This window comes from Amorphus sp. 3PC139-8 (genome assembly GCF_040750475.1).
In the GTDB taxonomy this organism is placed as follows: domain Bacteria; phylum Pseudomonadota; class Alphaproteobacteria; order Rhizobiales; family Amorphaceae; genus Amorphus.
This window is the reverse complement of the sequence record NZ_JABJVY010000001.1, coordinates 144934-169747: the sequence shown is the minus strand read 5'-3', so window position 1 is coordinate 169747 and position 24814 is coordinate 144934. Positions and strand designations below refer to the sequence as shown.

27 protein-coding genes are annotated in these 24814 nt (G+C 66.1%); 19 read left to right on the top strand and 8 right to left on the bottom strand.

Annotation, left to right across the window (positions count from 1 at the left end; genetic code table 11):
* Positions 1-41 precede the first annotated feature (41 nt).
* Complete coding sequence (locus HNS03_RS00760; RefSeq protein ID WP_367192345.1) at positions 42-608, bottom strand: DUF6101 family protein; 567 nt, start codon at positions 606-608, stop codon at positions 42-44.
* A 371-nt stretch (positions 609-979) separates the two neighbouring features.
* Between HNS03_RS00760 and HNS03_RS00755 the strand changes: the two genes are divergently transcribed.
* The 6 genes from HNS03_RS00755 to lpxK all read left to right on the top strand — a co-directional run bounded on the left by HNS03_RS00755 (position 980) and on the right by lpxK (position 6559).
* On the top strand, positions 980-2323 hold the full coding sequence (locus tag HNS03_RS00755) for a TldD/PmbA family protein (RefSeq protein ID WP_367192343.1): 1344 nt from the start codon (positions 980-982) through the stop codon (positions 2321-2323).
* On the top strand, positions 2310-3128 hold the full coding sequence (locus HNS03_RS00750) for a 3'(2'),5'-bisphosphate nucleotidase CysQ (protein WP_367192342.1): 819 nt from the start codon (positions 2310-2312) through the stop codon (positions 3126-3128). The genes HNS03_RS00755 and HNS03_RS00750 overlap by 14 nt, the downstream gene beginning before the upstream one ends.
* A gap of 121 nt (positions 3129-3249) precedes the next feature.
* Positions 3250-3501, top strand: coding sequence for a DUF4170 domain-containing protein (locus HNS03_RS00745; RefSeq protein WP_367192341.1), 252 nt, complete (start codon positions 3250-3252; stop codon positions 3499-3501).
* A 55-nt stretch (positions 3502-3556) separates the two neighbouring features.
* A complete protein-coding gene (locus HNS03_RS00740; protein ID WP_367192339.1) occupies positions 3557-4243 on the top strand; it encodes a lysophospholipid acyltransferase family protein in 687 nt (228 codons plus the stop codon).
* Positions 4233-5561 (top strand): 3-deoxy-D-manno-octulosonic acid transferase, encoded by a 1329-nt coding sequence (locus HNS03_RS00735; RefSeq protein ID WP_367192337.1) that lies wholly within the window; start codon positions 4233-4235, stop codon positions 5559-5561. The genes HNS03_RS00740 and HNS03_RS00735 overlap by 11 nt, the downstream gene beginning before the upstream one ends.
* Positions 5558-6559: a tetraacyldisaccharide 4'-kinase gene (gene lpxK, locus HNS03_RS00730; protein ID WP_367192335.1), complete on the top strand. Its 1002-nt coding sequence runs from the start codon at positions 5558-5560 to the stop codon at positions 6557-6559. The genes HNS03_RS00735 and lpxK overlap by 4 nt, the downstream gene beginning before the upstream one ends.
* Here the strand turns inward: lpxK and HNS03_RS00725 are convergent.
* The 4 genes from HNS03_RS00725 to HNS03_RS00710 form a co-directional block, all read right to left on the bottom strand.
* Positions 6556-6777, bottom strand: a complete 222-nt coding sequence (locus HNS03_RS00725; RefSeq protein WP_367192333.1) for a DUF2093 domain-containing protein — start codon at positions 6775-6777, stop codon at positions 6556-6558. The two genes, lpxK and HNS03_RS00725, sit on opposite strands and share 4 nt — an antisense overlap.
* A gap of 58 nt (positions 6778-6835) precedes the next feature.
* Positions 6836-7261, bottom strand: a complete 426-nt coding sequence (locus HNS03_RS00720) for a VOC family protein (protein WP_367192331.1) — start codon at positions 7259-7261, stop codon at positions 6836-6838.
* Positions 7262-7395: 134 nt separating this feature from the next.
* Positions 7396-8823 (bottom strand): metalloprotease TldD, encoded by a 1428-nt coding sequence (gene tldD / locus HNS03_RS00715; RefSeq protein ID WP_367192329.1) that lies wholly within the window; start codon positions 8821-8823, stop codon positions 7396-7398.
* 221 nt (positions 8824-9044) lie between these two features.
* The gene (locus tag HNS03_RS00710) at positions 9045-9497 is read right to left on the bottom strand and encodes an invasion associated locus B family protein (RefSeq protein ID WP_367192796.1); all 453 of its coding nucleotides are present in this window, start codon (positions 9495-9497) and stop codon (positions 9045-9047) included.
* 730 nt (positions 9498-10227) lie between these two features.
* Between HNS03_RS00710 and coxB the strand changes: the two genes are divergently transcribed.
* From coxB to HNS03_RS00670, 8 genes are all read left to right on the top strand, one after another.
* Positions 10228-11169, top strand: a complete 942-nt coding sequence (gene coxB, locus HNS03_RS00705; protein ID WP_367192328.1) for a cytochrome c oxidase subunit II — start codon at positions 10228-10230, stop codon at positions 11167-11169.
* Between the two features lie 67 nt (positions 11170-11236).
* Positions 11237-12829 (top strand): cytochrome c oxidase subunit I, encoded by a 1593-nt coding sequence (gene ctaD, locus HNS03_RS00700; RefSeq protein ID WP_367192326.1) that lies wholly within the window; start codon positions 11237-11239, stop codon positions 12827-12829.
* A 216-nt stretch (positions 12830-13045) separates the two neighbouring features.
* A complete protein-coding gene (locus HNS03_RS00695) occupies positions 13046-13978 on the top strand; it encodes a heme o synthase (RefSeq protein ID WP_367192325.1) in 933 nt (310 codons plus the stop codon).
* 10 nt (positions 13979-13988) lie between these two features.
* A complete protein-coding gene (locus tag HNS03_RS00690; protein WP_367192323.1) occupies positions 13989-14153 on the top strand; it encodes a hypothetical protein in 165 nt (54 codons plus the stop codon).
* Between the two features lie 28 nt (positions 14154-14181).
* Positions 14182-14793: a cytochrome c oxidase assembly protein gene (locus HNS03_RS00685; protein ID WP_367192322.1), complete on the top strand. Its 612-nt coding sequence runs from the start codon at positions 14182-14184 to the stop codon at positions 14791-14793.
* A gap of 57 nt (positions 14794-14850) precedes the next feature.
* Positions 14851-15726 carry a cytochrome c oxidase subunit 3 gene (locus HNS03_RS00680; RefSeq protein ID WP_367192320.1) on the top strand — a complete coding sequence of 292 codons (876 nt, stop codon included), beginning with the start codon at positions 14851-14853 and terminating at the stop codon, positions 15724-15726.
* Positions 15727-15839: 113 nt separating this feature from the next.
* Positions 15840-16259 (top strand): DUF983 domain-containing protein, encoded by a 420-nt coding sequence (locus HNS03_RS00675; protein WP_367192318.1) that lies wholly within the window; start codon positions 15840-15842, stop codon positions 16257-16259.
* A gap of 200 nt (positions 16260-16459) precedes the next feature.
* Positions 16460-17242 carry an SURF1 family protein gene (locus HNS03_RS00670; protein WP_367192317.1) on the top strand — a complete coding sequence of 261 codons (783 nt, stop codon included), beginning with the start codon at positions 16460-16462 and terminating at the stop codon, positions 17240-17242.
* 17 nt (positions 17243-17259) lie between these two features.
* On the opposite strand, the gene HNS03_RS00665 is transcribed toward HNS03_RS00670, so the two are convergent.
* From HNS03_RS00665 to HNS03_RS00655, 3 genes are all read right to left on the bottom strand, one after another.
* Positions 17260-18288, bottom strand: a complete 1029-nt coding sequence (locus HNS03_RS00665) for a bifunctional riboflavin kinase/FAD synthetase (protein ID WP_367192315.1) — start codon at positions 18286-18288, stop codon at positions 17260-17262.
* A gap of 57 nt (positions 18289-18345) precedes the next feature.
* Entirely contained in the window at positions 18346-18801 is a 456-nt protein-coding gene (locus tag HNS03_RS00660; protein ID WP_367192313.1) for a MaoC family dehydratase, read from the bottom strand.
* A gap of 94 nt (positions 18802-18895) precedes the next feature.
* The gene (locus HNS03_RS00655) at positions 18896-19855 is read right to left on the bottom strand and encodes a TIGR01459 family HAD-type hydrolase (RefSeq protein ID WP_367192312.1); all 960 of its coding nucleotides are present in this window, start codon (positions 19853-19855) and stop codon (positions 18896-18898) included.
* 74 nt (positions 19856-19929) lie between these two features.
* On the opposite strand from HNS03_RS00655, the gene mutL reads away from it, so the two are divergent.
* From mutL to HNS03_RS00630, 5 genes are all read left to right on the top strand, one after another.
* Positions 19930-21792, top strand: a complete 1863-nt coding sequence (mutL, locus tag HNS03_RS00650; protein ID WP_367192310.1) for a DNA mismatch repair endonuclease MutL — start codon at positions 19930-19932, stop codon at positions 21790-21792.
* A 60-nt stretch (positions 21793-21852) separates the two neighbouring features.
* A complete protein-coding gene (gene ybgC / locus HNS03_RS00645) occupies positions 21853-22341 on the top strand; it encodes a tol-pal system-associated acyl-CoA thioesterase (protein ID WP_367192309.1) in 489 nt (162 codons plus the stop codon).
* A gap of 198 nt (positions 22342-22539) precedes the next feature.
* The gene (gene tolQ / locus HNS03_RS00640; protein WP_367192307.1) at positions 22540-23271 is read left to right on the top strand and encodes a protein TolQ; all 732 of its coding nucleotides are present in this window, start codon (positions 22540-22542) and stop codon (positions 23269-23271) included.
* A 1-nt stretch (position 23272) separates the two neighbouring features.
* Positions 23273-23731, top strand: coding sequence for a protein TolR (tolR, locus tag HNS03_RS00635; protein WP_367192306.1), 459 nt, complete (start codon positions 23273-23275; stop codon positions 23729-23731).
* Between the two features lie 93 nt (positions 23732-23824).
* Positions 23825-24787: a cell envelope biogenesis protein TolA gene (locus HNS03_RS00630; protein ID WP_367192305.1), complete on the top strand. Its 963-nt coding sequence runs from the start codon at positions 23825-23827 to the stop codon at positions 24785-24787.
* Positions 24788-24814: the final 27 nt, after the last annotated feature.

Sequence of the window (24814 nt, the reverse complement as noted above, 5' to 3'; positions counted from 1 at the left end):
GGACGCGCTCCCGGATTGAGCGTCTTTTCCCTCGAAAGAGGTTAGTTCCGGGCAATGATCTCGCGTTCGCCGCGATGAACTTGGCCGCTCGGACGGCCGGTGCTGCGGCGCCGCGCGGTGCGGCTGCGGCGACCCACCAGCGCCGATCCCTTGCGGCGCGAGAGCGGCTTTTCCGCGAAGATCGCGCCGAGCTGGTCGAGCCGGGCCGCGACCGTGCCGTCGGGATCGAGCACCAGAAGCGGACGATCCAGGGTGGTCGCCCAGGAGCGCCACGCGCGGCCGATCTCGGAGGTGCAGCTACCACTGGCCAGCGGCACCGAGAGGCTCGGATCCGGGTGGCAGAGCGTGAGCTGGAACACCGCGCCGCTGGCGGCGTCGTAGGATGCGCTCACCGCCACGCCCCGATAGGCCGACATCGGAACCACGGCGGTGTCCGTTCCCTCGGCGCCGACCCGGCGGATCAGCGCACGGTCCTGGTCGAGATGGACATGCAGCGTCGCGTCGTCGACGGCGACGGTGAACTTGGCGGGAACTTTGTAGGGCTCCGCCGGGTGGTCGACCGCTGCATCGAACGCAACCGCCTGCGTCTCGTGAAGGGCCTGCATCATTTCGCCTCTCCTGCTGATGCGGCCGGCGTTTTTTTGTGAGCCGGTCCGCGTCGTCATGAGGCCACTATAGGGACGCCGCTTTTCGGCCCCATTAAACAGGGCACCACAATTCGGGAGATCGTGGGAACCTTTCTTAAACCACTTGCGCACGGATCGGCCCGTTGCGGCGTAAGCTTCGGAACCTTTCTTAAACCACTTGCGCACGGATCGGCCCGTTGCGGCGTAAGCTTCGGGACGGCGGGCTCTGCGCTTGCGGCCAGGGCGCGGGCTCCGTACATGACGACCAGCCTGTTTTAATCGGCGGACGTCAGTGGCGGGGAGATCGTCTCGCGCTGTCCGCCGCAACGCTCAATGACCCTCTGGGAGGTTCGATGACCGACACCGCCGATCTTACCGCGCTCACCGATGCTGCCGAGCGGCTGGTGTCGGCCGCAAAAAATGCCGGTGCCGATGCCGCCGATGCCGTTGTGGCGCTTGGCACCGCGCTGTCGGTGAGCGTGCGCGAGGGCAAGGTGGAAGAGACCGAACGCTCCGAAGCCGCGGATGTGGGGCTCAGGGTGTTTTCCGGACGGCGCTCGGCGGTGGTCTCGGCCAATCTGAGCGAAGATCCGGTCGCGCTCGCCGAGCGCGCGGTCGCGATGGCGAAAGTGGCGCCGGAAGATCCCTTCGCCGGGCTCGCCGATCCCGATCGACTGGGTCGCACGGATCGGGATCTCGACCTGGATGGTGGCCGGCTTCCCGATGCGGCAAGCCTCACCGAAGCCGCCCACCGGCTGGAACATGCGATGATGGCGGTGGCCGGCGTGAGCCGATCGGGTGGCGCGTCCGCCTCCTCGGGCTCCGGCGGGGTCGTGCTGGTCACCTCGGACGGGTTTTCCGATGGCTACCGTACCACCCGGCACGGACGTGCGGCCTCGGCGATCGCCGGCGGCGGCAACCGGATGGAGCGCGATTATTGGGCGGAAAGCCGGGTCCATCTGGAGGATCTGCCCGGCGAAGCGCAGATCGGCACGCGGGCGGGAGAGCGCGTGGTGCGTCGGCTGGAGCCGGAGAAGATCACAACGCGGCGCGGTACGGTGGTGTTCGAGCCGCGGATCGCCGCGAGCCTGGTCGGCCATCTTCTCGGTGCCGTCAACGGGGCGGCCATCGCCCGCAAGACCAGCTTTCTGCGCGAGCGCATGGGCGAGAAGATCTTACCCGACGGCGTGAACGTCCTCGACGATCCGTATAAGCCGCGCGGGCTCAGCTCGCGCCCCTTCGACGGGGAGGGGATTGCAGGCGAGCCATTGGCCTTGGTGGAGGACGGGGTGCTCCGCCATTGGCTGTTGGACAGTGCGACCGCCCGCGAACTCGCAACGGTGAGCAACGCGCGCGCCCGGCGCGGTGTCGGCGCTCCCGGCCCCGGTCCGACGAACGTTACCCTGTCGTCCGGTGCGATCTCGCGCGACACGCTCCTACGCGATGTGGGAACCGGTCTCCTGGTCACCGAACTGATCGGGCAGGGCGTCAATCTGGTGACCGGCGACTATTCGCGCGGGGCGGCGGGGTTCTGGATCGAAAACGGCGAAGTCGCCTACCCGGTCAGCGAAATCACCATCGCAGGCAAGCTCGACGACATGTTCCGCGCTATGGTGATGGCGGATGATCTGGAAGAGACCCGCGCCGTCAACGCCCCGACGGTCGCGATCGAAGGAATGACGATTGCTGGACGATGACGCTCCCGCCGGCGCGCTGGACCTGGGCACTGACGCCGGCCTCCTGGAGGAGGCTGCGCGCGAGGCCGGACGAATCGCGCTCGGCTATTTCGATACCGATGTTCGCCGTTGGACGAAGGGAGATGATTCGCCCGTCACCGAAGCCGACATCGCCGTCGACCGGTTTTTGAGGGAGCGGCTGGGCGCGGCGCGACCGGAGTTCGGCTGGCTGTCGGAGGAAACCGCCGACACCGCGGAGCGGCTGTCGCGGCAAAACGTGTTCGTCGTGGACCCGATCGACGGCACGCGCGCCTTCATTCGCGGGGCAGACGAATGGACGATCAGCCTTGCGATCGTCACCGACGGGCGACCGGTCGCCGCCGCCGTCTATTGTCCGCGCCGCGACGAGATGTTCCTGGCCGCCAAGGGGAGGGGCAGTTTTCTTGGTGGAACCCGGCTTGCCACCGCCAAGACGGATCAGCTCTCGGGCGCACGCATCGCGGGTCCGCGCAAGGTCACGGCACATGCCGCGGCCAAGGCGGCGGGTGTCCGTGAGGTGGCGTTCGTTCCTTCGCTCGCCTATCGGTTGGCCCTCGTCTCGGCCGGGCGGGTGGATGCTGCCGCTTCGACCCGCGGCCCCTGTGATTGGGATCTTGCGGGCGCCGACCTTTTGGTGCACGAAGCCGGTGGCCGCCTGTCGCAGCTATCGGGGGATCCGCTTCTCTACAATCGGGAGCGACCGGTTCATCCGCCGATCGCGGCATCGGGCGCGCCGCTTCACGCTGCGCTTTTGTCGTTGCTTGAGACCACGCTATCGGAATCCTAAAGCCGCCAGGATGGATGGGACCGGTGTTCCGGCTGTCCCGATTCTGGGCTTGAGGATCGCTCACGTTTCATGATCAGCAGCGGCCCGAACGGCCGTGCCAGGTTCGCGAAGAGGTGACCGGATGCCCGAAGGCAATGAGCCGAAACAGCTGCTTCATCTCGTCTTCGGCGGCGAGCTGACCCATCTCGGGTCGATCGAGTTCCGAGATTTGAACAAGCTCGACATCGTCGGCGTCTACCCCAACTACAAGTCCGCCTACGACGCCTGGCGCGCTAAGGCCCAGGAATCCGTCGACAACGCGCACATGCGCTATTTCATCGTGCACATGCATCGCCTGCTCGATCCGGAGGCCGGCGACGATCCGCACGCCTGAGCCGCGCCGAGGACGGCTCGTGCGGCGGGATACGATTTGAATGTGGAAACGCTTAATGCGGTCCGAGCGCGCCCGCCGTGCGCTCGGCCTTACCATGGCCAACTATCTGGGCTTCGTTCATCGCACCAACAAGCTCCGCCTGGAGCCGGAACAGATGGCCGAGGAAGCTGCCCCGCACCTGCCCGCGATCGTGGCCATGTGGCACGGCCAGCATTTCATGATGCCGTTTGCCCGGCCGAAGGAGTGGCCCGACTGCCGGGTCATGATCTCGCGCTCCGCCGATGGTGACGTCAACGCGATCGCCGCGTCCCATCTCGGGCTCGGACTGATTCGCGCCTCCGGCGGGCGCAATCCGCACCAGATTCGCAAGAGGCGCGGCGTGCGCGGCTTCCTGGAAGCGATGTCGGCGCTGGAAGAGGGGGCCGTGGTCGCGATGACGGCCGACGTCCCCAAGGGGCCCGCACGGGTCGCCGGCGACGGTATCGTGCTGCTTGCCTCCAAATCCGGGCGGCCGGTGATCCCGGTCGCGTTCGCCACCAGCCGCCGGATCGACCTGAACTCCTGGGACAAGGCGACCGTGAACCTGCCGTTCGGTCGGTCGGCCTGTGTCGCGGGCGAGGCGATCTATGTGGATCGTGAGCTGTCCGACGAAGGCTTCGAGGAGGCACGCAGCCGGATTGAGGCGGGGCTCAATCAGGCGACCGAGCGGGCCTACGCCATCGTGGACGGCCATGACGGCTGATGCGGTCCTCTACGCCGGGTGGCGCGGCCTCAGCCGGGTGCTGGCGCCGGCCATGCGGTTCTTGCTCGCCCGGCGCCTCAGCCGCGGCAAAGAGGATCCCGACCGGATCAGCGAGCGGCGCGGATACGCTTCGCTGCCGCGTCCGGAGGGTCCGCTGGTTTGGATCCATTGTGCCAGCGTGGGAGAGACCAACGCCGTCTTGCCGTTGATTGGCCGGCTGGTCGCGCGAAATGTCTCCGTGCTTCTGACAACGACGACTGTGACCGGCTCTCGGGTTGCGGCGAAAAGGCTTCCCGATGGAGCGATCCATCAGTTTGCGCCGATCGATGTCGTACCTTTCGTGACGCGGTTTCTGGGCCATTGGCAGCCGACGCTCGCCCTGTTCGTCGAATCGGAGCTGTGGCCGATCGCCCTCGACGAGCTCTCCCGTACCGGAGTGCCGCGCGTGGTGGTCAACGGCCGGATGTCGAAGCGTTCGGCACGCGGCTGGTCGCGCTTTCCGCTGGTCCATCGCGCGATCTTCGGCCGGATCACCCAAGTTTTGGCCCAGTCCGCCGACGACCGCGATCGTTTCGCCGCGCTGGGCGTGACCGCGGTTCAGGACGTGGGCAACATGAAATATGACGGTGGCCCGCTGCCTGCCGATCCGGCCGCGCTGGAGGCCGTGCGCGCCGCACTCGGCGAACATCCGCGCTGGCTTGCGGCTTCGACCCATCCGGGCGAGGAGGCGCAGATTGCCGAAGCCCACCGCATCCTGGCGGCGCGCTATCCGGGGCTCGTGACGCTGATTGCGCCGCGCCATCCGGAGCGTGGGCCGGCGATCAAGGCGGAATTGGCGAATGCCGGCATTGCCGTTGCGCTCCGCTCGGAGAGCGAGCCGATTCCGAGCGAAGGCGGGCTTTATCTTGCCGACACGATGGGAGAGCTCGGGGTGTTCTACCGGGTCGCCACGATCGTGCTGATGGGCGGATCGCTGGTGGAAAAGGGCGGCCAGAATCCGATCGAGCCGGGACGGCTCGGCTGTGCGGTCGTCACGGGGCCTCATACCGACAATTTCGCCGCCGTCTATCCCAGCCTGATTGCGGCCGGTGGTGCCGTGGTGGCGGATGGGCCTGCCGCGTTGGCGGAAAAGGTGGCGAGCCTGATCGACGATCCCGAGGCCGTGGAGGCGATGGCCGAGGCGGGTGCCCAGGTTGCGCATGCCCAATCGGGCGCTGTGGAACGGAGCATGGCAGCACTCGCCCGCTATCTGCCCCCACCGCCGGAGCCCGCGGCCCAAGCGAACGGGGGCCGCCGCGTCGCCGGGGCGGTCCGGTGACGCTGACGGCGCCGCGCTTCTGGTGGGAAGGCGGCCCGGCCGGTTGGCTGTTGTCTCCGATCGGCACGCTGGTTGGCGCCATTGCGGCGCGCCGGATGGCCCGGGCGCCGGACGGACGGTTGTCCATCCCCGTGATTTGCGTCGGCAACCCGACCGTGGGCGGTGCGGGAAAAACGCCGACGGCGATCGCGCTGGCGGCCATGCTGAAGGGCGAGGGTTTGAACCCGGCCTTCCTGCTGCGAGGCTATGGCGGGCGCCTGTCCGGGCCGACCGCCGTCGATCCCGCCTTGCACCGGGCGGCGGATGTGGGCGACGAAGCGTTGCTTCTGGCAACCCACGGCCCGACCGTGATCTCCGGAGACCGGTTGGTGGGAGGGCGGCTTGCGGAAGCCGCCGGCGCTGACATCATCGTGATGGACGACGGCTTCCAGAATCCGGGCTTGTTCAAAGACGTATCGGTCCTGGTGGTCGATGCCGCGGTCGGCATCGGCAATGGCCGAGTGACGCCGGCGGGCCCTATGCGCGCCCCGCTTGCTCCCCAGCTTCAAAAGGCCGATGCGGTCATCCTGGTTGGAGAGGGGGCGCCCGGCGAGCGCGTCGCGGAGGCGGCGAAGGTTGCAAGCCTTCCGGTGCTCTTCGCCCGTCTGGTGCCGACGGGGGCTGGGGTGCTTCGCGGCCGGCGGGTTCTGGTGTTCGCCGGGATCGGACGACCAGCCAAGGTGGCCGACACCGCCAGAGAAGCGGGGGCGGAGGTGGTGCGGCTTCTGGCCTTTCCCGATCACCACCCCTATACGGAGGCCGATGCCCGCGGCCTTCTCGATCAGGCCGATCGCGAGGGGCTGATGCTGGTGACCACGGAGAAGGACCGCGCCCGGCTTGCCGGCGGCACCGGCGCCTCGGCCGCGCTGGCGGAGCGTGCGGTCGCCCTCGCCGTCACCTTGGCGTTTGAGGATCCTGCAGCCGTGCGCCGGGTACTGGCCGGCGTTCTCGAAATTTAGGCCTGGTCTTTGATCTGTTTGTGCCGCGTCAGCGCGGCGTCGGGATCGGCGTAGGCCTCCTGAAGATCGACGTTCCAGTAGCGCAGCTCGTCGAGCGGGATCGCCTTGCCCGTCACCGCACAGCGCACGTAGCTGCCCGGCGTGATCACCTGAAAGTCGCCGTCGAGATAGCGGATCTTGGCCTCGCCGTCGTGCCGGCCCGGAGTGTGTCGGTTCATGGATTTATCTCCGATTGGATGATCGCGCGGCTTTGACGAGAGAGCGGGCGCCCACCGCCTACTTCGCAAAGAGCTGCGAGAGATCGGCAAACGCCTTGAATTCCAGCGCGTTGCCGGACGGATCGCGCAGGAACATCGTGGCCTGCTCGCCCGGCTGGCCCTCGAAGCGCGTGCGCGGACGGATCACCCAGTCGATGTCGTCGATGGCCTCCAGCCGATCGCGCAGCGACCGCCAGGCTTCCAGCGAAAGCACAACGCCGAAATGCGGCACCGGCACCGCGTCGCCATCGACCGGGTTGCTGATCGCCTTGCCGGAAAGACCGCGATCGAGATGCGCCACGATCTGATGACCGTAGAGGTCGAAATCGATCCAGGTGGTGTCCTCGCGACCTGTGCCGCAGCCGAGCACGCCCGTATAGAATGTGCGTGCGGCCTCCAGATCGTGCACCGGGAAGGCGATGTGGAACGGGGTCAGCTCAACCATTGCGGATGCTTTTCCAGATAAGATGGCCCATGCGCCTTAGAACCTTTTCCGGTCCCGTGCAAATGCTGGGCGACCGTGCCGTTCGGTCTTAATCCCAGGCTGAGGCGCTGGCTCACGTACGCCGGGGCGCGGGCTCACGCCTGCGTGCCGCCGACCGTCAGCGCGTCGAGGCGGATCGTCGGTTGGCCGACCCCCACCGGCACGCCCTGGCCCTGCTTGCCGCAGGTTCCGATCCCCGGATCGAGCGCCATGTCGGAGCCGACCATCCGCACGCGGGTCAACGCGTCCGGGCCGTTGCCGATCAGCATCGCGCCCTTGACCGGCTCGCCGATCTTGCCGTCGCGCAGCCGGTAGGCCTCGGTGCAGGAAAACACGAACTTGCCGGACGTGATGTCGACCTGGCCGCCGCCGAAGGAGGCCATGTAGAGACCGTCCTTGACCGAGCCGATGATCTCGGCGGGGTCGTGGTCGCCGCCGCGCATGTAGGTGTTGGTCATACGCGGCATCGGCACATGGGCGTAGGATTCGCGCCGGCCGTTGCCGGTGGCGACCATCCCCATCAGCCGGGCATTCTGCCGGTCCTGCATGTAGCCGACGAGCCGGCCGTCCTCGATCAGCACGGTCTCGTGGCTGGGCGTACCTTCGTCGTCGACGGTGAGCGAACCGCGCCGGGCATGCAGCGTACCGTCGTCGACCACGGTGACGGTGTCGGAGGCGACCTTCTCGCCCATCATGTCGGCGAAGGCCGAGCTTTTGCGCCGGTTGAAGTCGCCCTCCAGGCCGTGACCGACGGCTTCGTGCAAAAGAATGCCGGGCCAGCCGGAGCCGAGCACCACGTCGAAGGTGCCGGCAGGGGCGGGCACCGCCTCCAGATTGACCAGCGCCTGGCGCAACGCCTCGTCCACCGCCTTGCCCCAGGCGGCTTCGGTGATGAACCGGTCGAATCCTTCGCGTCCGCCGATGCCGTAGGAGCCGCTTTCCTGGCGATCGCCATCGCCGGCGACGACCGACACATTCAGGCGCACCAGCGGGCGGATGTCGCGCACGCGGTGACCGTCGCCCCGCAGGATTTCCACGACCTGCCAAGTGCCGGCAAGCGAGACGGTGACCTGACGCACGCGCGGATCGCGCGCCCGCGCCGCCGCGTCGATGGTCTCGATCAGCCGGACCTTGTCCTCGAAGGACGGCGCGCCGAGCGGATTGGTGGGCTCGTAGAGATGGGCGTTGGTGCCGGCCGGCGGCGCGGCATAGCTGGCTCCACGATAGCCGGTCTTGACCTGGCTGACGGCATCGGCCGCCCGCTTCAGAGCGGCCTCCGACAGGTCGTCGGAATGGGCGTATCCCACGGCTTCGCCCGCCACCGCCCTGAGTCCGAAGCCCTGGGCGGTGTTGAAGCTCGCCGATTTCAGTCGTCCGTTGTCGAACAGCAGGCTTTCCGACTGCCGGTATTCCAGGAAAAGTTCGCCGTCGTCGGTGCCGGAAACGGCGTCTCCGACGAGGTTGGCCACCCGTTCGCTGTCGAGGCCGGCATTGGCGAGAAGGTCGGGGGCTTGGTCGCTCATAAAGGTCTCCGGAACGGCTTGGGTCGAGGGGCGCGGGCACGCCGCGTGCCGATTGCGGGCCGCCTCGTTGCGGAACCATGTGCGACCAGGTGGATCGCAATCGGCAAAAAATTGGCTCCGGCTGCAAATGTTCTCAGTCGGGACGCACCGCGGGCAAAGGCCGTACTGCTCGATCCTTCAGGATATGTGGCAGCGGGCGTCCCGTTCCAAGATGTGCCGCGTTAGGGAAGCGCGTTGAAGCCGTCGGAGAAGCCGGTGAGCGAGATCGGAATGCCGATGCCCTCTTCCGGCGTCTGGAAGATGATGAAGGTGGCCGTCTGGCCGGCCTCGAATTTCGACAGCAGCTCGTCGTCGAGCACGACTTCCGCGACGCAGCCATTGGGCAGGCAGCGCACGAAGCCCGCGCGGCCCACGTCCTCGTCGTCGATGGTGAGGCCCAGGCCCGAAGGCAGCAGCACGCCAAGGGGTGCCAGCACGCGCAGGATGCGGCTTTCGCTGTCCGCCGTGCGCAAGACGATCACCGTCAGGCCGACATTTTCCCGGTCCTCCGCGGTGACGTTCTGAATCAGCGCACACTGCTCACCTTGGGCGCCGGCGGGCGTGTCGCAGCGAATCTGCCAGTCTCCATGGCTCGATTTCACCTGCCCCTGGGCGAGGGCGGCCGCGGGCACCATCAACGCGGCCAGGGTAGTGACCGCTGCAGTCTTGGCGAATCGGCGGAAGGAGAAGAAGGGCATCTGGCGTTTCATTCCGTTGTCGTTCCGTAACCTGACGAATAGCGAGGTTGTAGCAGATTGTCGTGCCGGCGCCTCAGCGACGTTTGACGGGTGTCGGTTCCCGGTGGCAGCATCGTGACTCCGGCGGTCTCGCTCCGCGCCTGGCCGGGACCTGGCGGGCAAGCGCGATCGGCGGTCTGCCGGAGGCAAAGCGGATGCCCGCGCCGCCGCCGATTTTCGACGGCGGAAAATAGCACGCGACCGGGCATGCCGAAACCGCAGGCCGATTTGGCCCTCTACCGGCCGGTTCGCTGCAGGACGCCTGAACGCCGCGTGCGTGATTCGCCGACGCCACCGACGCAGGTGAGACCTGAAAATCGCGTCCGAACCAAGGCAATGGCAATCCGCCGCCTGTGCTGATAGTCCGATGTGTGCACCTTGATCCAGCGCAATGCTCGGGCGTGGCGTTTCGTCTCGGGGCCTTGCAAATTCCGGGTGTATAAAGTTGGAGTCGTTTTAAGGCCGAGCGGCCAAACCGCATTGGCGCCGCTTTTCATCGCGCGGCGGCTGAGACATAACAAGAGCGCGGCAGATGGCCGCGACGACCAAGGATCAGACCCTGCGCCGGACCGGACGGCCGGGGCCGGGATGGAGACGGGTGCGGATGCGTGACGAGGGATCGAGCGCAATGACGAGTTGGGCAAAGGGCGGAAAGCTGGCGTCGTTGGCCTTCGGTTCGGCGCTTGCGATCGCCGCCTCAGTCGGCGCGGCGAGCGCGGCCCAGCCGAAGCCTTGGGAGATGACCTTCCAGCCGGCGGCGACCGACGTCATGGCGAGCGTGACGTGGTTCGGCAACTACACGCTGGTGATCATGATCTTGATCGTGGCGTTGGTGCTGGCGCTGTTGCTCTACTGCGCGGTGCGCTTCTCCTCGCGGTCGAATCCCCAGCCCTCCAAGACCTCCCACAACACGCTAATCGAGGTGGTCTGGACCGTCTTGCCGGTCCTGATCCTGGTGGCGATCGCGGTGCCGTCGTTCCGGCTGTTGTTCTTCCAGCTCGACATTCCCGAGGCCGACCTGACGGTGAAGGCGACAGGCTATCAGTGGTACTGGGGCTACACCTATCCGGACGAGCAATATGACGGGATCGACTTTAGCTCCTACATCCTGCAGGGCGACGATCTCTCCGACTTCCGCCAGAAGCATAATCTGTCTCCGGAACAGGCGCCGCGTCTTCTGACGGTCGATGCGGACATGGTGGTGCCGGTGAACAAGGTGATCCGGATGCAGGTCACCTCGGCGGACGTCATTCATTCCTTCGCGATGCCATCGTTCGGCATCAAGATCGACGCCATTCCGGGCCGTCTGAACGAGACCTGGTTCAAGGCGGAGAAAACCGGCACCTATTACGGCCAGTGCTCGGAGCTGTGTGGCCAGAACCATGCCTTCATGCCGATCGCGATCCGCGTGGTCGAGGAAGACCAGTTCGAGCAGTGGGCGAGTGCCGCCAAGGACGACATTCAAAAGGCCAACGACATGCTCTTCGCCTGGCAGGCCGAGGAGCGCGAGCGTCAGATTGCTGCCGTCGAGGGCGACGGCGCATCGCCGAAGGACGTGAAGGCCGAATAAGCGTTCGACCGCAGCCCGGCGCCCGCAACGGCGGCGCATGGGCGGGATCGACAGGGAGAGTGAGACGATGACCACGACAGTCGCGGAAGCCGCGCATCATCCGACCGGGTGGCGCCGTTGGGTCTATTCGACGAACCACAAAGACATCGGCACGATGTACCTGATCTTCGCCATCACGGCGGGGGTGATCGGTGGCCTTCTGTCGATTGCGATGCGGGCGGAGCTGCAGGAGCCTGGCCTGCAGATCTTCTCCAACCCGGAGGTCTATAACGTCTTCACGACCTCGCACGGTCTGATCATGATCTTCTTCATGGTCATGCCGGCGTTGATCGGCGGCTTCGGCAACTGGTTCGTGCCGATCATGATCGGGGCGCCGGACATGGCGTTCCCGCGCATGAACAACATCTCGTTCTGGCTGCTGCCGACGGCGTTCGCGATGCTCCTGATTTCGCTGTTCGTGCCAGGTTCGCCGGGCACCAACGGCTTCGGTGGCGGCTGGACCGCCTATCCGCCGCTCTCCAACACCGGCAGCCCCGGACCGGCCATGGACTTCGCGATCTTCGCGCTCCACATCGCCGGTATCTCCTCGATCCTGGGCGCCATCAACTTCATCACCACCATCTTGAACATGCGCGCCCCCGGCATGACGCTGCACAAGATGCCGCTGTTCGCCTGGTCGGTGCTGGTGACCGCGTTCCTGCTGCTTCTGTCGCTGCCGGTGCTCGCCGGTGCCATCACGATGCTGTTGACGGACCGCAACTTCGACACCGCCTTTTTCGATCCGGCCGGCGGCGGCGACCCGATCCTGTTCCAGCACCTGTTCTGGTTCTTCGGTCACCCGGAGGTGTATATCCTGATCCTGCCGGCGTTCGGCATCGTCAGCCATGTGGTGTCGACCTTCGCCAGGAAGCCGGTGTTCGGCTATATCGGCATGGCTTACGCCATGGTTGCCATCGGCGTGATCGGCTTCGTCGTCTGGGCGCACCACATGTACACCGTCGGCCTGTCCGCCGACACGCAGGCCTACTTCGTGTTCGCCACCATGGTGATCGCGGTGCCGACGGGCGTGAAGGTATTCTCCTGGATCGCCACCATGTGGGGCGGTTCGATCGAGTTCCGCACCCCGATGCTGTGGGCGATCGGCTTCATCTTCTTGTTCACCGTCGGTGGCGTGACCGGCGTGCAGCTCGCCAACGCCGGTCTCGACCGGGCCATGCACGACACCTACTTCGTCGTGGCGCACTTCCACTACGTGCTGTCGATGGGCGCGGTGTTCGGTATCTTCGCCGGCTGGTACTACTGGTTCCCGAAGATGTTCGGCTACATGTACAATGAGACCGTCGGCAAGATTCACTTCTGGCTGACGTTCATCGGCGTGAACCTGATCTTCTTCCCGCAGCATTTCCTGGGCGTTTCCGGCATGCCGCGCCGCTACGCGGACTATCCGGATGCCTTCGCCGGCTGGAACTTCGTCTCCTCGATGGGCTCCTATCTCTCCGGCATCGCGCTGCTGGTGTTCTTCTTCGGTGTGATCGAAGCCTTTTCCAAAAAGCGGGTTGCGGGCAACAATCCGTGGGGCGCCGGCGCGACCACGTTGGAGTGGACGCTGACGTCGCCGCCGCCGTTCCACCAGTTCGAGACCTTGCCGCGGATCAAATAGCGGTCGCGGCATAGCGGGCGGCGGAAGCGCCGCCCGTTTGCATCCGACTGGCTCGGCTGGACGCGGTCCGGCTTGGCCTCAAACACGTCGAACCGATTGCGGGGCCCCTTAACGGACCGCTGCCGCGATTGGCTCGGAAGTAGATCTGGCGCCACTTCGGATCGATCCGGCCGGTTGGTCCGGTCGACGACGGCGCCAAAGGGACGGAACGATTTCGTGACGACGGCGCACGCCAGCAGCTCCATCTCCGTCGAGCCCGACCTGTTCGTCGGCGAAGCCTCGGTCGGTGACTTTATCGCGCTCCTCAAGCCGCGGGTGATGTCGCTCGTCATCTTCACCGCGCTGGTTGGAATGGCGATTGCGCCGACCGGCATTCATCCGGTTCTGGCGGCCATTTCGCTGATGGCGATCGCTGTGGGGGCCGGGGCCTCCGGCGCCTTGAACATGTGGTGGGATGCCGACATCGACGCCGTGATGACGCGGACGCGGACCCGGCCGTTGCCCGCCGGCCGTGTCGCGCCCGAAGCCGCCTTGGCCTTCGGCCTAACTTTATCGGTCGGATCGGTCCTCATCCTGGGGCTTGTCGCCAACTGGTTCGCGGCCGGGCTGCTCGCCTTCACCATCTGGTTCTACGCCCATTTCTACACGATCATTTTGAAGCGCCGCACGGCGCAGAACATCGTGATCGGTGGCGCGGCGGGAGCGCTGCCGCCGGTGATCGGCTGGGCCGCGATGACGGGCGGCGTGTCGATCGAGCCGCTGGTGCTGTTTGCCATCGTGTTCCTTTGGACGCCTCCGCATTTCTGGGCGCTCGCGCTTTTGAAGCATGAGGACTATGCCCGTGCCGGGGTGCCGATGCTGCCGGTGGTGGCGGGCAGCGCGGCGACCCGCTGGCAGATCCTGCTCTATGCCGTCGTGCTTGTGCCCACGGCGATGGTGCCTTTCTTCCTCGGCTTCGCCGGAACGACCTATCTTGCGGTCTCGGTCGGGCTTGGTGCGGTTTTCCTCGCAGCTTCGGTGGACGTTCTGGTCCACCGCGAGGGCGCGCGGGCGCGGCGCGCTTGCGGCCGGATGTTCGGCTTTTCGATCGCCTACCTGTTCCTTCTGTACGCCACGCTCCTTGCCGAGCGGGTCGCCGGGCTGATGTGATCGGGGCGGTATGGGTGACGAACCGGACGATGGGATCCGCCTCACCGAGGCGCAGAAAAAGCGACGCCGGTCCCGCTCCATCGCGATCGCCGTGGTGCTCGTCTTCTTGGTGGTGCTGTTTTACGTGATCACGATTTTCAAAATGGGGTCGGGCGTGGTCGACCGCCCGATGTAGCGATCGCAAACGGAGAGTAGAGACCGGAATGGGCGAGACGACGGACAGCGCGGGCAAGAAGGGACGGAACAATCTTCCGCTCGCTTTGGCGTGCGTGGCGTTTGTCGGCGCGATGGTCGGGGCGGCCTATGCCGCGGTGCCGCTCTATCAGTTGTTCTGCCAGGTCACCGGATATGGGGGCACCACGACGGTCGCGACCGCCGCGCCGATCGAGCCGATCGACCGGGAGATCACGGTCCGGTTCGACGCCAACGTGTCGGCAAAGGTGCCGTGGACGTTCAAGCCTGTCGACCGGTCGATCAAGTCGCGGCTCGGCGAGGTCGTCGAGGCGGAATATGTGATCGAGAATACGTCGGACCGGCCAACGGCGGCCCAGGCGGTTTTCAACGTGACCCCGTTCGCGGCAGGTGCCTACTTCTCCAAGCTCGATTGCTTCTGCTTCACGGAGCAGACGCTCGGGCCGGGCGAAAAGCGGCGGGTGACGGTCACCTACTATGTCGACCCGGAAATGGTCGAAGACCACGAAGCGAATAAGGTCGGGACGATCACCTTGTCCTACACCTTCTTCCCCGCTGCGGTGGCGGCAGACGCCAACGGCGCGGAGACCGAAGCGCTGGCGAAGCCAACGCGGCGGCTGTAAAACACGAAAACGGCGACCCGGAGCGGGACACGAAGGACGAGGATCGGGGACGAAGCGATGGCCCACGCGCAGCAGAAAAACCACGACTACCATCTCGTCGAGCCGAGCCCATGGCCGTTCCTCGGGTCGATCGGGGCGTTCGTCACGGCGTTCGGCGCGGTCTGTCTGTTCCGCTGGCATCAGGGCGAAGAGCTTTCCGTCTTTGGCCTGCGCACGGAAGGCTGGGGCCTGTTCGCGCTCGGCGTCCTCATCGTGCTGTACACGATGTACGGCTGGTGGTCGGCGACGATCCGCGAGTCCCTGGGCGGCGACCATACCCGGGTGGTCAAGCTGCACCTGCGCTACGGCATGATCCTGTTCATCGCCTCCGAGGTGATGTTCTTCGTGGCCTGGTTCTGGGCCTATTTCGACGCGGCGCTCTTCATCAACGCCCCGAACGAATATCTGAAGCTGGAGCACACCGGGGGCGTTTGGCCGCCGGAGGGGATTGAGACCTTCAATCCGCTGCATTTGCCGCTTCTGAACACGCTGATCCTGCTGACCTCCGGCACGACGGTTACCTGGGCGCACCATGCGCTGCTGCATGACGATCGCGAAGGCCTCAAGTGGGGGCTCCTGATCACCATCCTGCTCGGCCTCAGCTTCAGCTATGTGCAGTTCGTCGAGTACACCCATGCCGATTTCGCCTTCGCCGGCGCGATCTACGGCTCCACCTTCTTCATGGCGACGGGCTTCCACGGCTTCCACGTCATCGTCGGCTCGATCTTCCTGATCGTCTGCCTGATCCGGGCCTTGTCGGGACACTTTAACAAGGAACACCATTTCGGCTTCGAAGCCGCTGCCTGGTACTGGCACTTCGTCGACGTGGTCTGGCTGTTCCTGTTCGCCTGCATCTACATCTGGGGCGCGTCGCCGCACGTGTTCGACGCCTGACCCTCTTGTGTTGCGTGCCGGGCCGCGCAGGCCGATAACGACTTCAGAGAACGCGGCGATCTCGCCGCGTTCTTCGTTTTAAGCGACGACGACCGGCAGGAGGCGGACCAAGGATGAGCGACGACGCCAGCCCGGAACCCCAGGCGCCTCGAACCGCGATGCGTCAGCGTTCCTATCCGCCGCTGCCGGCGACCCAGACAGGCCTCGCCGGCCGCTGTCCGCGTTGCGGCGAAGGCAAGCTGTTCGATGGCTTTCTGTCCATCCGGGAACGCTGTCCGGTGTGCGGGCTGGATTTCCGCTTTATCGATTCCGGCGACGGTCCCGCCGTGTTCGTGATCTTGATCGTCGGCTTCCTGGTGGTCGGTCTGGCGCTGGTCATGGAAGTGCTCTGGCAGCCGCCGATCTGGGTCCACCTGATCGTGCTGGGGCCGCTGACACTCGGGCTCTCGCTCGGCATGATTCGGCCGTTGAAGGGCGTGATGATCGCCCAGCAATATCAGACCAAGGCCGCCGAAGGGCAGCTTGAGGAGTAGGCTTTGAGCGATTTCAGGAAAAGTGGGAACCGGTTTTCCGTCCGAAATCGCTTTGCCCTAATAGAATCGATCACGTTTTACGTTTTCGGGCGGAGCGGGCCCCAAAACGTCGTGATCTGGAGCGATTTCAGGAAAAGTGGGAACCGGTTTTCCGTCCGAAATCGCGTCAAAAAGTAGAATGAACCTTGCGCGATTCGACGATGAATAAGTCGATCAAAGCCGCCCATGGGCCCTGGCGCAGCCTGCTCTGGCCCACGCTCTTGACTGTGATCGCCCTCGCGATCCTGATCGCGCTCGGCAATTGGCAGGTCCGCCGGCTCGCCTGGAAAGAGGGGCTGATCGCCGCCGCGGAAAGCCGCAGCGTCGCCGCGCCGGTCGCCGCCCCGGGGCCATCTACCTGGCCCTCGTTCGATATGGACGAGTGGATCTATCAGCGCGTCGCCGCAACCGGACATTTCGAGGACGGCGAGATCCACGTCTATATGGCGCTTACCGAGCCCAACGGGCCGCTTGGGGGGCCGGGCTATCTGGTGTTCGCCCCGTTCACCACCAGGGATGGTTGGACGTTGCTCGTCGACCGGGGTTTCGTACCGCTCGAGCGGAAGGATCCCGCCACCCGTCCCGGTCCGCCAGCCGGCGACGTCACGATCCATGGCCTGATCCGCAAGGGAGAGACGCCGGCTTTCTTCTCGCCGGACCCGAACCTTGAGAAAAATGAGTGGCTGGTGCGTGACATTCCGGCCATGAGCCGGACGCTCGGACAAGCTCCGGACGAGGTCGCGCCCTATTATGTCTCGCTCACGGCGGATATGACGCCGGCCGGCGGTGTGCCCCAGGCAGGAGAGACGCCGCTGACCTTCGCCAACAGTCACCTGCAATATGCGGTGACCTGGTACGGGCTGGCGGCCGTGCTCGTGTGCATCTATGCCGTTTTCGCGGTTCGGCGGTTCCGAAATAAGTTCGGTGCTTCGAGCGAAGACTGAACACGCCGTACGGCGCGTCAGCTTGGAAATGTCGCGTCCGCAGCGGCTTGCTCGAACGAGAGCCTGGTGTCGAGGTCCGATAGCGGCGTAGCGGTGGCGAGCAGCGCTTTGGCTTGGGCGCTGTCGGCATCCATTTGCGCGACGAGCGCGTCCACACTGTCGAATTTGAGTTCCGGTCGCAGGAAGGCGAATACGGAAATCCGCGTCTCCTTGTCGTAGAGATCGCCGGAAAAGTCGAACAGGTGGGTTTCGAACAGTGGAGCGCCATCGTCGAACATCGGGCGCCGCCCGAAGCTCGCCACGCCGTCATAGAGGCGGCCATCGACGCGGGCACGGACGGCGTACACTCCATGGCGCAGCCCGCAGGCCGGATCGAGACGCAAGTTCGCGGTCGGATATCCCAGCACACGGCCGCGCTTGTCGCCGTGCACCACGGTGCCAACGACCAGCCAGCGATAGCCGAGAAGCTCGGCGGCAATGTCCGGCGACCCCGCCTCCAGCGCGGTGCGCACACGGGTGGAAGAGATCGGCTCGCCGTGGGCGTCCACGCCGGGCGAGACCACTTCCACTTCAAAACCGTCCGCCGCGCCGCGCTCTCGCAAGAAGTCCGGCGTGCCGGCGCGTCGTTTGCCGAAGTGGAAATTGTAACCCACCACGGCCCCCGCCACGTTCAGCCGATCGCGGAGGATCTGGTCCACGAAGACATCGGCCTCGGTGGCCGCGAGCTCCGCGTTGAACGGCACCACCACCATGCCGTCCAGGCCGAGGGCCTTCAGAACCACGGAGCGCTCCGGTGGCGGGGTCAGGCGGAACACCGGTTGGTCGGGGCGAAAATAGCTGCGCGGATGGGGCTCGAAGGTCAGCACCAGCGCCGGTCGTCCGGCCTCGCGGGCCATCCGGCTTGCGACCCCGAGCACCTCCTGGTGCCCCCGATGAACCCCATCGAAATTGCCGATCGCGGCGATCCCGCCACGCAGCCGCTCGGGCACGGCATCAATGGCGGCCGCAAAGGGCGCGTCTGGGCGATCGGGACGAGGGCTGGTCATGGGCGTGAAGGAGATCCTCTCGGCAGGCCGCGACGCTGCCGCGTCTCGGAGATGGGGTCAAGCCTGAGCTTCGCTCGCCAGTTCGGCGCGGCTCGGCACCTTCACCAGGGCCTCGCCGTCCAGCACGATGGTGTCGTCGACCCGGCATTCGCAGGAAAGCCGCGCTCGGTTCTTCTCGCCGATCAGTTCGACCACCTCGACGGAAACGGTGACGGTGTCGCCGATCTTCACCGGCGCGCGAAAGTTCAGGCTTTGGGACAAGTAGATGGCGCCGGGGCCGGGCAGACGGGTGCCGAGCAGCGCGGAAATCAGGCTCGCGGTATAGAGCCCGTGGGCGATGCGCGTCTTGAAGGGAGTCTTTGCGGCGAAGTGCTCTGAGAGGTGAATCGGGTTGCGGTCGCCGGACACCTCGGCAAAGCCCACCACGTCCGACGCCATTACGATCTTGTCGAAGGCATCGCGCATGCCCACCGACAGATCTTCGAAATAGAGCGTCTGCAGCGTCAAGGTCATGGTGTCCTCCCTGGTTTTGTCTTTTGCTGTTCGTTGTGAGCGGGTGCGGGCGGAAGACCGGTTCCCACTTTTCCCATCGCGCCCTTGGCCCGCACTACCACATGAGACGCGGCAGTACGGCACGCACCGCCAAGCCTTCCCGGGCGAGATGATCGGCCACCCGTTCCGGATCCGGCGCGTCGGCGGGGCCGAAGGCCGTGCCGTGGATGCCGCCGGTGATGAACACGCAAGAAAGCCCCTGGCCGACCGCACCGCGAATGTCGGTGTGCAGTCCGTCGCCGATCGCAAGCACACGTTCCCGGTCGAGTTCGCGGCCAAGATGGGCGCCGAGGCGGGCAAGAGCGGCCTGATAGATCGGTGGGTAGGGCTTGCCGGCCTGGTGCACCGTGCCGCCAAGTTCCTCGTAGAGGTTGGCCAGGCTGCCGGCGCAGTAGATGATGTGGTCGCCGCGCTGAACCACCACATCCGGATTGGCGCAGACGAACGGCAGCCTCCGATTGGCCAGGGCGGTGAGCTGCTCGCGGTAGTCGTCCGGCCCTTCGGTGTAGTCGTCGAACAGGCCGGTGCAGGAGATCGCCTCCGCCTCGTCCGCACCGACCAATGTGACGTTGAGCGACTCGTAGAGCGACAGATCGCGATCGGGCCCGAGATGGTAGAGCTTGCCGGCCCCCAGAGAAGCAAGCGTATCGCGGGTGACGTCGCCGGATGTCACCACCGCGTCGAAGGCTTCGCGCGGCACGCCGAGCTCGGAAAGCTGGTCGACCACCGGTGGTGCCGGCCGCGGTGCGTTGGTGATCAGCACCACCGCGCCGCCGGTTTCGCGCCGGAAGCGCACCAGCGCTTCGCTCGCGGCCTCGAAGGCCGCGACGCCGTTGTGGATCACGCCCCAGACGTCCACGAGCAAACCGTCGTAGTCGCCGGCGAGGGCTGCAAGACCGTAGGGGAAGTCCGGGATGGCGTTTTTCATGCCATCGGCATCGCCTTCCACGCGCGCCGGGTCAAGATGCTGCGGCGCGAAAACGTCGGCTGCCTCGGTATTGCGATCGGTGGACATAACGGCGCAGGGGCCTGACGGCGGGCCGCGAATCCGGCATTCTCTACCAATTCAGAAATTTCAACGGGACCGCAATGGCCGTCCGCCAACTCACCAGTGACGTTATCAATCGGATCGCCGCCGGCGAGGTGGTCGAGCGTCCGGCGAGCGTGGTGAAGGAGCTCGTGGAGAACGCGATCGACGCCGGCGCGCGCTCGGTGGAGGTTGTGACGGCGTCCGGTGGTAAGGGGCTGATCCGCGTTATCGACGATGGCTCCGGCATGAGCCGCGAGGACCTGGTGCTCGCCGTGGAGCGCCATTGCACCTCCAAGCTGAGCGAGGAGAACCTGTTTTCGATCGCCACGCTCGGCTTTCGCGGCGAGGCGCTTCCCTCGATCGGCGCGGTGGCGCGGCTCGCCATCACCACCCGCACCCGCGACGCCGACACCGCCTGGACGCTCTCCGTCGAGGGCGGGACGGTCGACGAAGCCAAGCCGGCGGCGCTCAATGGCGGGACCATCGTCGATGTCCGCGATCTCTTTTTTGCCACTCCCGCGCGGCTGAAATTCTTAAAGTCCGATCGCGCCGAGGCGAATGCGATCACCGATGTGGTGCGCCGGCTGGCGCTCGCTCATCCGGAGGTGCGGTTCGTGCTGACCGGTTCCGACCGCAGCCGCACGGACTATCCCGCCCGCACCGGCGAAGATGCCGTTTCGGCACGGATTGCCGACGTGCTCGGCCGCGACTTCGTGGAAAACGCGTTGGAAATCGACGCCGGCCGCGAAGGCGTCGGGCTTGCCGGCCTGATCGGGCGGCCGACCTTCCACCGGGCCAACAGCCTGTCCCAGTTCCTGTTCGTGAATGGCCGTCCGGTGCGCGACAAGCTTTTGCTTGGGGCGTTGCGCGGGGCGGTCTCCGACGTCATGGCCCGCGACCGACATCCCGTGGCAGCCCTGTTCCTGACGCTCGACCCGGCCGAGGTCGATGTGAACGTGCATCCGGCCAAGGCGGACGTGCGCTTCCGAGATCCGGGGCTGGTGCGCGGCCTCTTGGTCGGGGCGATCAAGGCGGAACTCTCCCGCGTGGGGCTTTCGGCCAACACCACGACGGCGCATGCGGCCCTGGCGGCCTTCCGCCCCGAACCCGCCGGTGCGGGATGGGAGGCCGGTCCCGAAGTGGCGACAGCGCCGCGCTCTGCCCCCCTGGGAGGGTGGTCGCCGGCCCCATCGCCTGCGTCGGGTCGTGCCTATGCGCCGGCCAGCGAGAGTCGTCCGATCGGCTTCGGGGAGGACACCCAGGCCGCCTTCGCCGCGATTGCAACCCCTTCGGCGGAGACGAGGGCCTGGACACGACCGGAAAGCGATGCTGGCCTGGACAGGCCACTCGGTGCCGCGCGCGCCCAACTTCACGAGAACTACATCCTGGCCCAGACCCGCGACGGTGTCGTTATCGTCGACGCCCATGCAGCCCACGAGCGCCTGGTCTACGAACGTCTGAAGGCCGAACGCGACCGTTCCGGAATCGCCCGGCAGATGCTGCTGGTGCCGGAAATCGTCGATCTTCCCGAGGAGGATGTGGCGCGACTTGCTGCCGCAGCCGAGACTCTCGCGGAGAGCGGCCTGGTGGTGGAGCCGTTCGGGCCCGGTGCCATCGCCGTGCGCGAGGTGCCGTCGGCGCTTGCCGGGCGGCTGGACATTCCGGGCCTGGTGCGCGATCTGGTCGACGACCTTGCCGAATGGGAGTCTTCGACCCGTCTTGCCGACCGGCTCGACCATCTCGCCGCCACGATCGCCTGCCACGGGTCGGTCAGAACCGGGCGGCGGCTGAAGCCGGAGGAGATGGACGCGCTGTTGCGCGACATGGAAGCCACGCCGAAAGCCGGCCAGTGCAACCATGGCCGCCCCACCTTCGTCGAACTCAAACTCGCCGACATCGAGCGCCTGTTTTCGAGGAGGTGACGGCGTGGGCTGCTCTCTCGGGCTGCCACCAGGCAGACCCATTCGGATAGATCGCACTTCATGACCGACTGGCCAGATCTCGCAGGCAGGCTCGACGGCCGGCACCACCGGCTGCCGATCCGGGTCTATTTCGAGGACACCGATTTTTCCGGCATCGTCTACCACGCCACCTATCTGCGCTTCATGGAGCGCGGACGGTCGGACTTTCTGCGCCTGTTCGAGGTCCATCATCGCGACCTTGCAGACGGCAGCTACGGCACGCCGGTCGCCTTCGCGGTCAAGAAAATGACGCTCGATTTCCGCGCGCCTGCCCGCATCGACGACATTTTGGAAGTCGACACCCAGCTTGCCCAGATCACCGCGGCGCGCCTGACGTTGGATCAGGAAGTTCGCCGCGGCGAGCAGGTTTTGGTGGCCGCCCAGGTGGAGGCGGTGGTCATCTCGGCGGACGGGCGGCCGCGGCGTCTGCCGAAGCCGGTTCTGGAGCGCCTGAAGCCGCTGCTTCCCGACGCTGTCGACGGTTCAAACGAATTGTCCGGGCGGGGTTAATCCTCTGTTCACCCTAATTCGCGAGAGCTTGTCGGACTCCGCTTCCTTCCGCTGAGTCGAAGTTTTGACAAACTCTGTGCCGACAGAAGCGCCGTCTGGCGGGCGTCCGCCACGCCGTTCACATGTCTTCTCGACGCACCCGGGGCAGTATCGATCCGAATGCCCCGTCCGGGGCGAGAAGCAAAGTCGGGACGAAAGATGGATTCCAACGTCGCAGTTGCCGGCGCCGAGCTTGCCGCAAAGGCCGGTGACTTCTCGCTGTTCGCCCTGTTTTGGCAGGCCCACATCGTCGTCAAGATCGTCATGCTCGGGCTGTTGTCAGCCTCGGTGTGGTGCTGGGCGATCATCGTCGACAAGACCCTGCTTTATCGCCGCCTGCGCGGGCAGATGAACCGGTTTGAGGATGCGTTCTGGTCGGGCCAGTCGCTGGAAGATCTCTACCGCACCTATTCGACACGGACGAATAGCGGGCTTTCGGCGGTGTTCGTGGCGGCCATGACGGAATGGAAGCAAAGCCATGAGGGCTCCCATCCGGCGGTGGCGAGCCTTGCCCAACGGCTCGACCGGGTCATGACCATGACGATCACCCGCGAGGGCGAACGGCTGGAAAGCCGGCTCGCCGTGCTCGCCTCGGTCGGTTCCGCTGGTCCGTTCATCGGCCTGTTCGGCACCGTCTGGGGAATCATGACCTCGTTCCAGGCGATCGCGGTGTCGGAAAGCACGAACCTGGCGGTGGTTGCGCCGGGCATCGCAGAGGCGCTGTTCGCCACCGCGCTTGGCCTGCTCGCCGCGATTCCGGCGGTGATTTTCTACAACAAGCTATCCGGTGACGTTGCCAAGCTGATCACCCGCATGGACGGGTTCGCCGACGAGTTCCTGGCGATCCTGTCGCGCGAGATCGACGAACGGCTGGAAGGGGAGCGCTACTGATATGGGCGTCCAACTTGCCAGATCCGGCGGCAGCGGCCGCAGCCGGCGTCGCGCGGCGCGCTATCAGCCGATGAGCGAGATCAACGTCACGCCGTTCGTGGACGTGATGCTGGTGCTCCTGATCGTGTTCATGGTGTCGGCACCGCTGTTGACGGTGGGGGTTCCCATCGATCTGCCGCAATCGCGTGCGAAGCCGCTGGAAGGTGACACCGAGCCGTTGACGGTGTCGATCCGCGCCGACGGCGAGATCTTCCTGCAGGACAGCGAGATCTCCCTCGACGACCTAGTGCCACGGCTGACCGCGATCGCCGAGAACGGCTACGACGAGCGGATCTATGTGCGCGGCGACCAGGAGGCGGGCTACGGGGCGATCATGCGGGTGATGGGGCGGCTGAATGCGGCCGGCTTCCGGCGCATCGGCCTCGTCACCGAGCAGGAACCCCAGGGCGCGGCGAACTGATGACGGACCGGCCCGGCCGCCTGCCGGCTTTGGCGGTCAAGTCCCGGTCGTTGTCGGACCACGAAGCGTAGCGAAGGCGAAGATCTCTCCATCATGCGGGTCGGCCTCATCGTCTCCCTGATCGGACATGCCGCCATTCTCATCTGGAGCGTGGTGGCCTGGCCCGATGCCGACTCCTATGCCGCGCGGCCGATCGAGGCGCTGCCGGTGGAGCTTGTGACCATTGGTGAGGTGACCGACATCGCCAAAGGCGCGCCGGAAGCGGAGCTGCAGCCGGAGCCCGAACCCGACCAGGATACCGTGGAACGCGACAGCGAAGCGGAGACGGCGGGCGAGACTGACACGCCGAACGACCGGGCCGCGGATCAGGAAAACCCCTCCCAGGCGGAATCCGCTGCGCCGCAGCCGAGCGAGGAGGCCCAGGCCCCTGCCGAGGAAGCCGCCGCGCCGGAGGCCGAGGCGGAGCCGGAACCGGCTCCCGCGCCGGAACCGCAGCCGGAAGCCGAGCCGGAGCCGACACCCGCGCCGGAACAGCAAGCGGAAGCGGAGCCCACCCCCACCACCAACGTGGTGCCCCGGGCGCGCCCCAATCCGCCGCCGCGCCGACCGGAGCCGACCCGCTCCACGACGGCGCAATCGAACGAGAGTTTCAACGCCGACCGGATCTCCTCGCTGCTCAACAAGGTGGAGCCATCCGGTGGCGGCAGCGGTTCGTCCCAGGCGTCCGCCGGCATTCGATCCGGCGGCAACAACGCCGCCATGACGATGACGGAGCTCGACGCCTTGCGTGCGCAGATTCAGCGCTGCTGGAACCCACCGATCGGAGCTCAGGGCGCCGACGATTTGTTGGTCACGGTGGCCATGTCGCTCAATCCCGACGGCAGCGTCTCCGGGACGCCGCAGGTGCTGAATTCCAGCTCCAACCCCTTCTTCCAGGCGGCCGCCGACAGCGCCAAGCGCGCCGTCCTGAGGTGCCAGCCCTACAATTTGCCCTACGCCAAGTATGAAACTTGGCGCGAGGTGCGCGTTACCTTCGATCCGAGAGACCTGTTCTGAGTCCCGTTGCCCTGCCTGAACGAGACG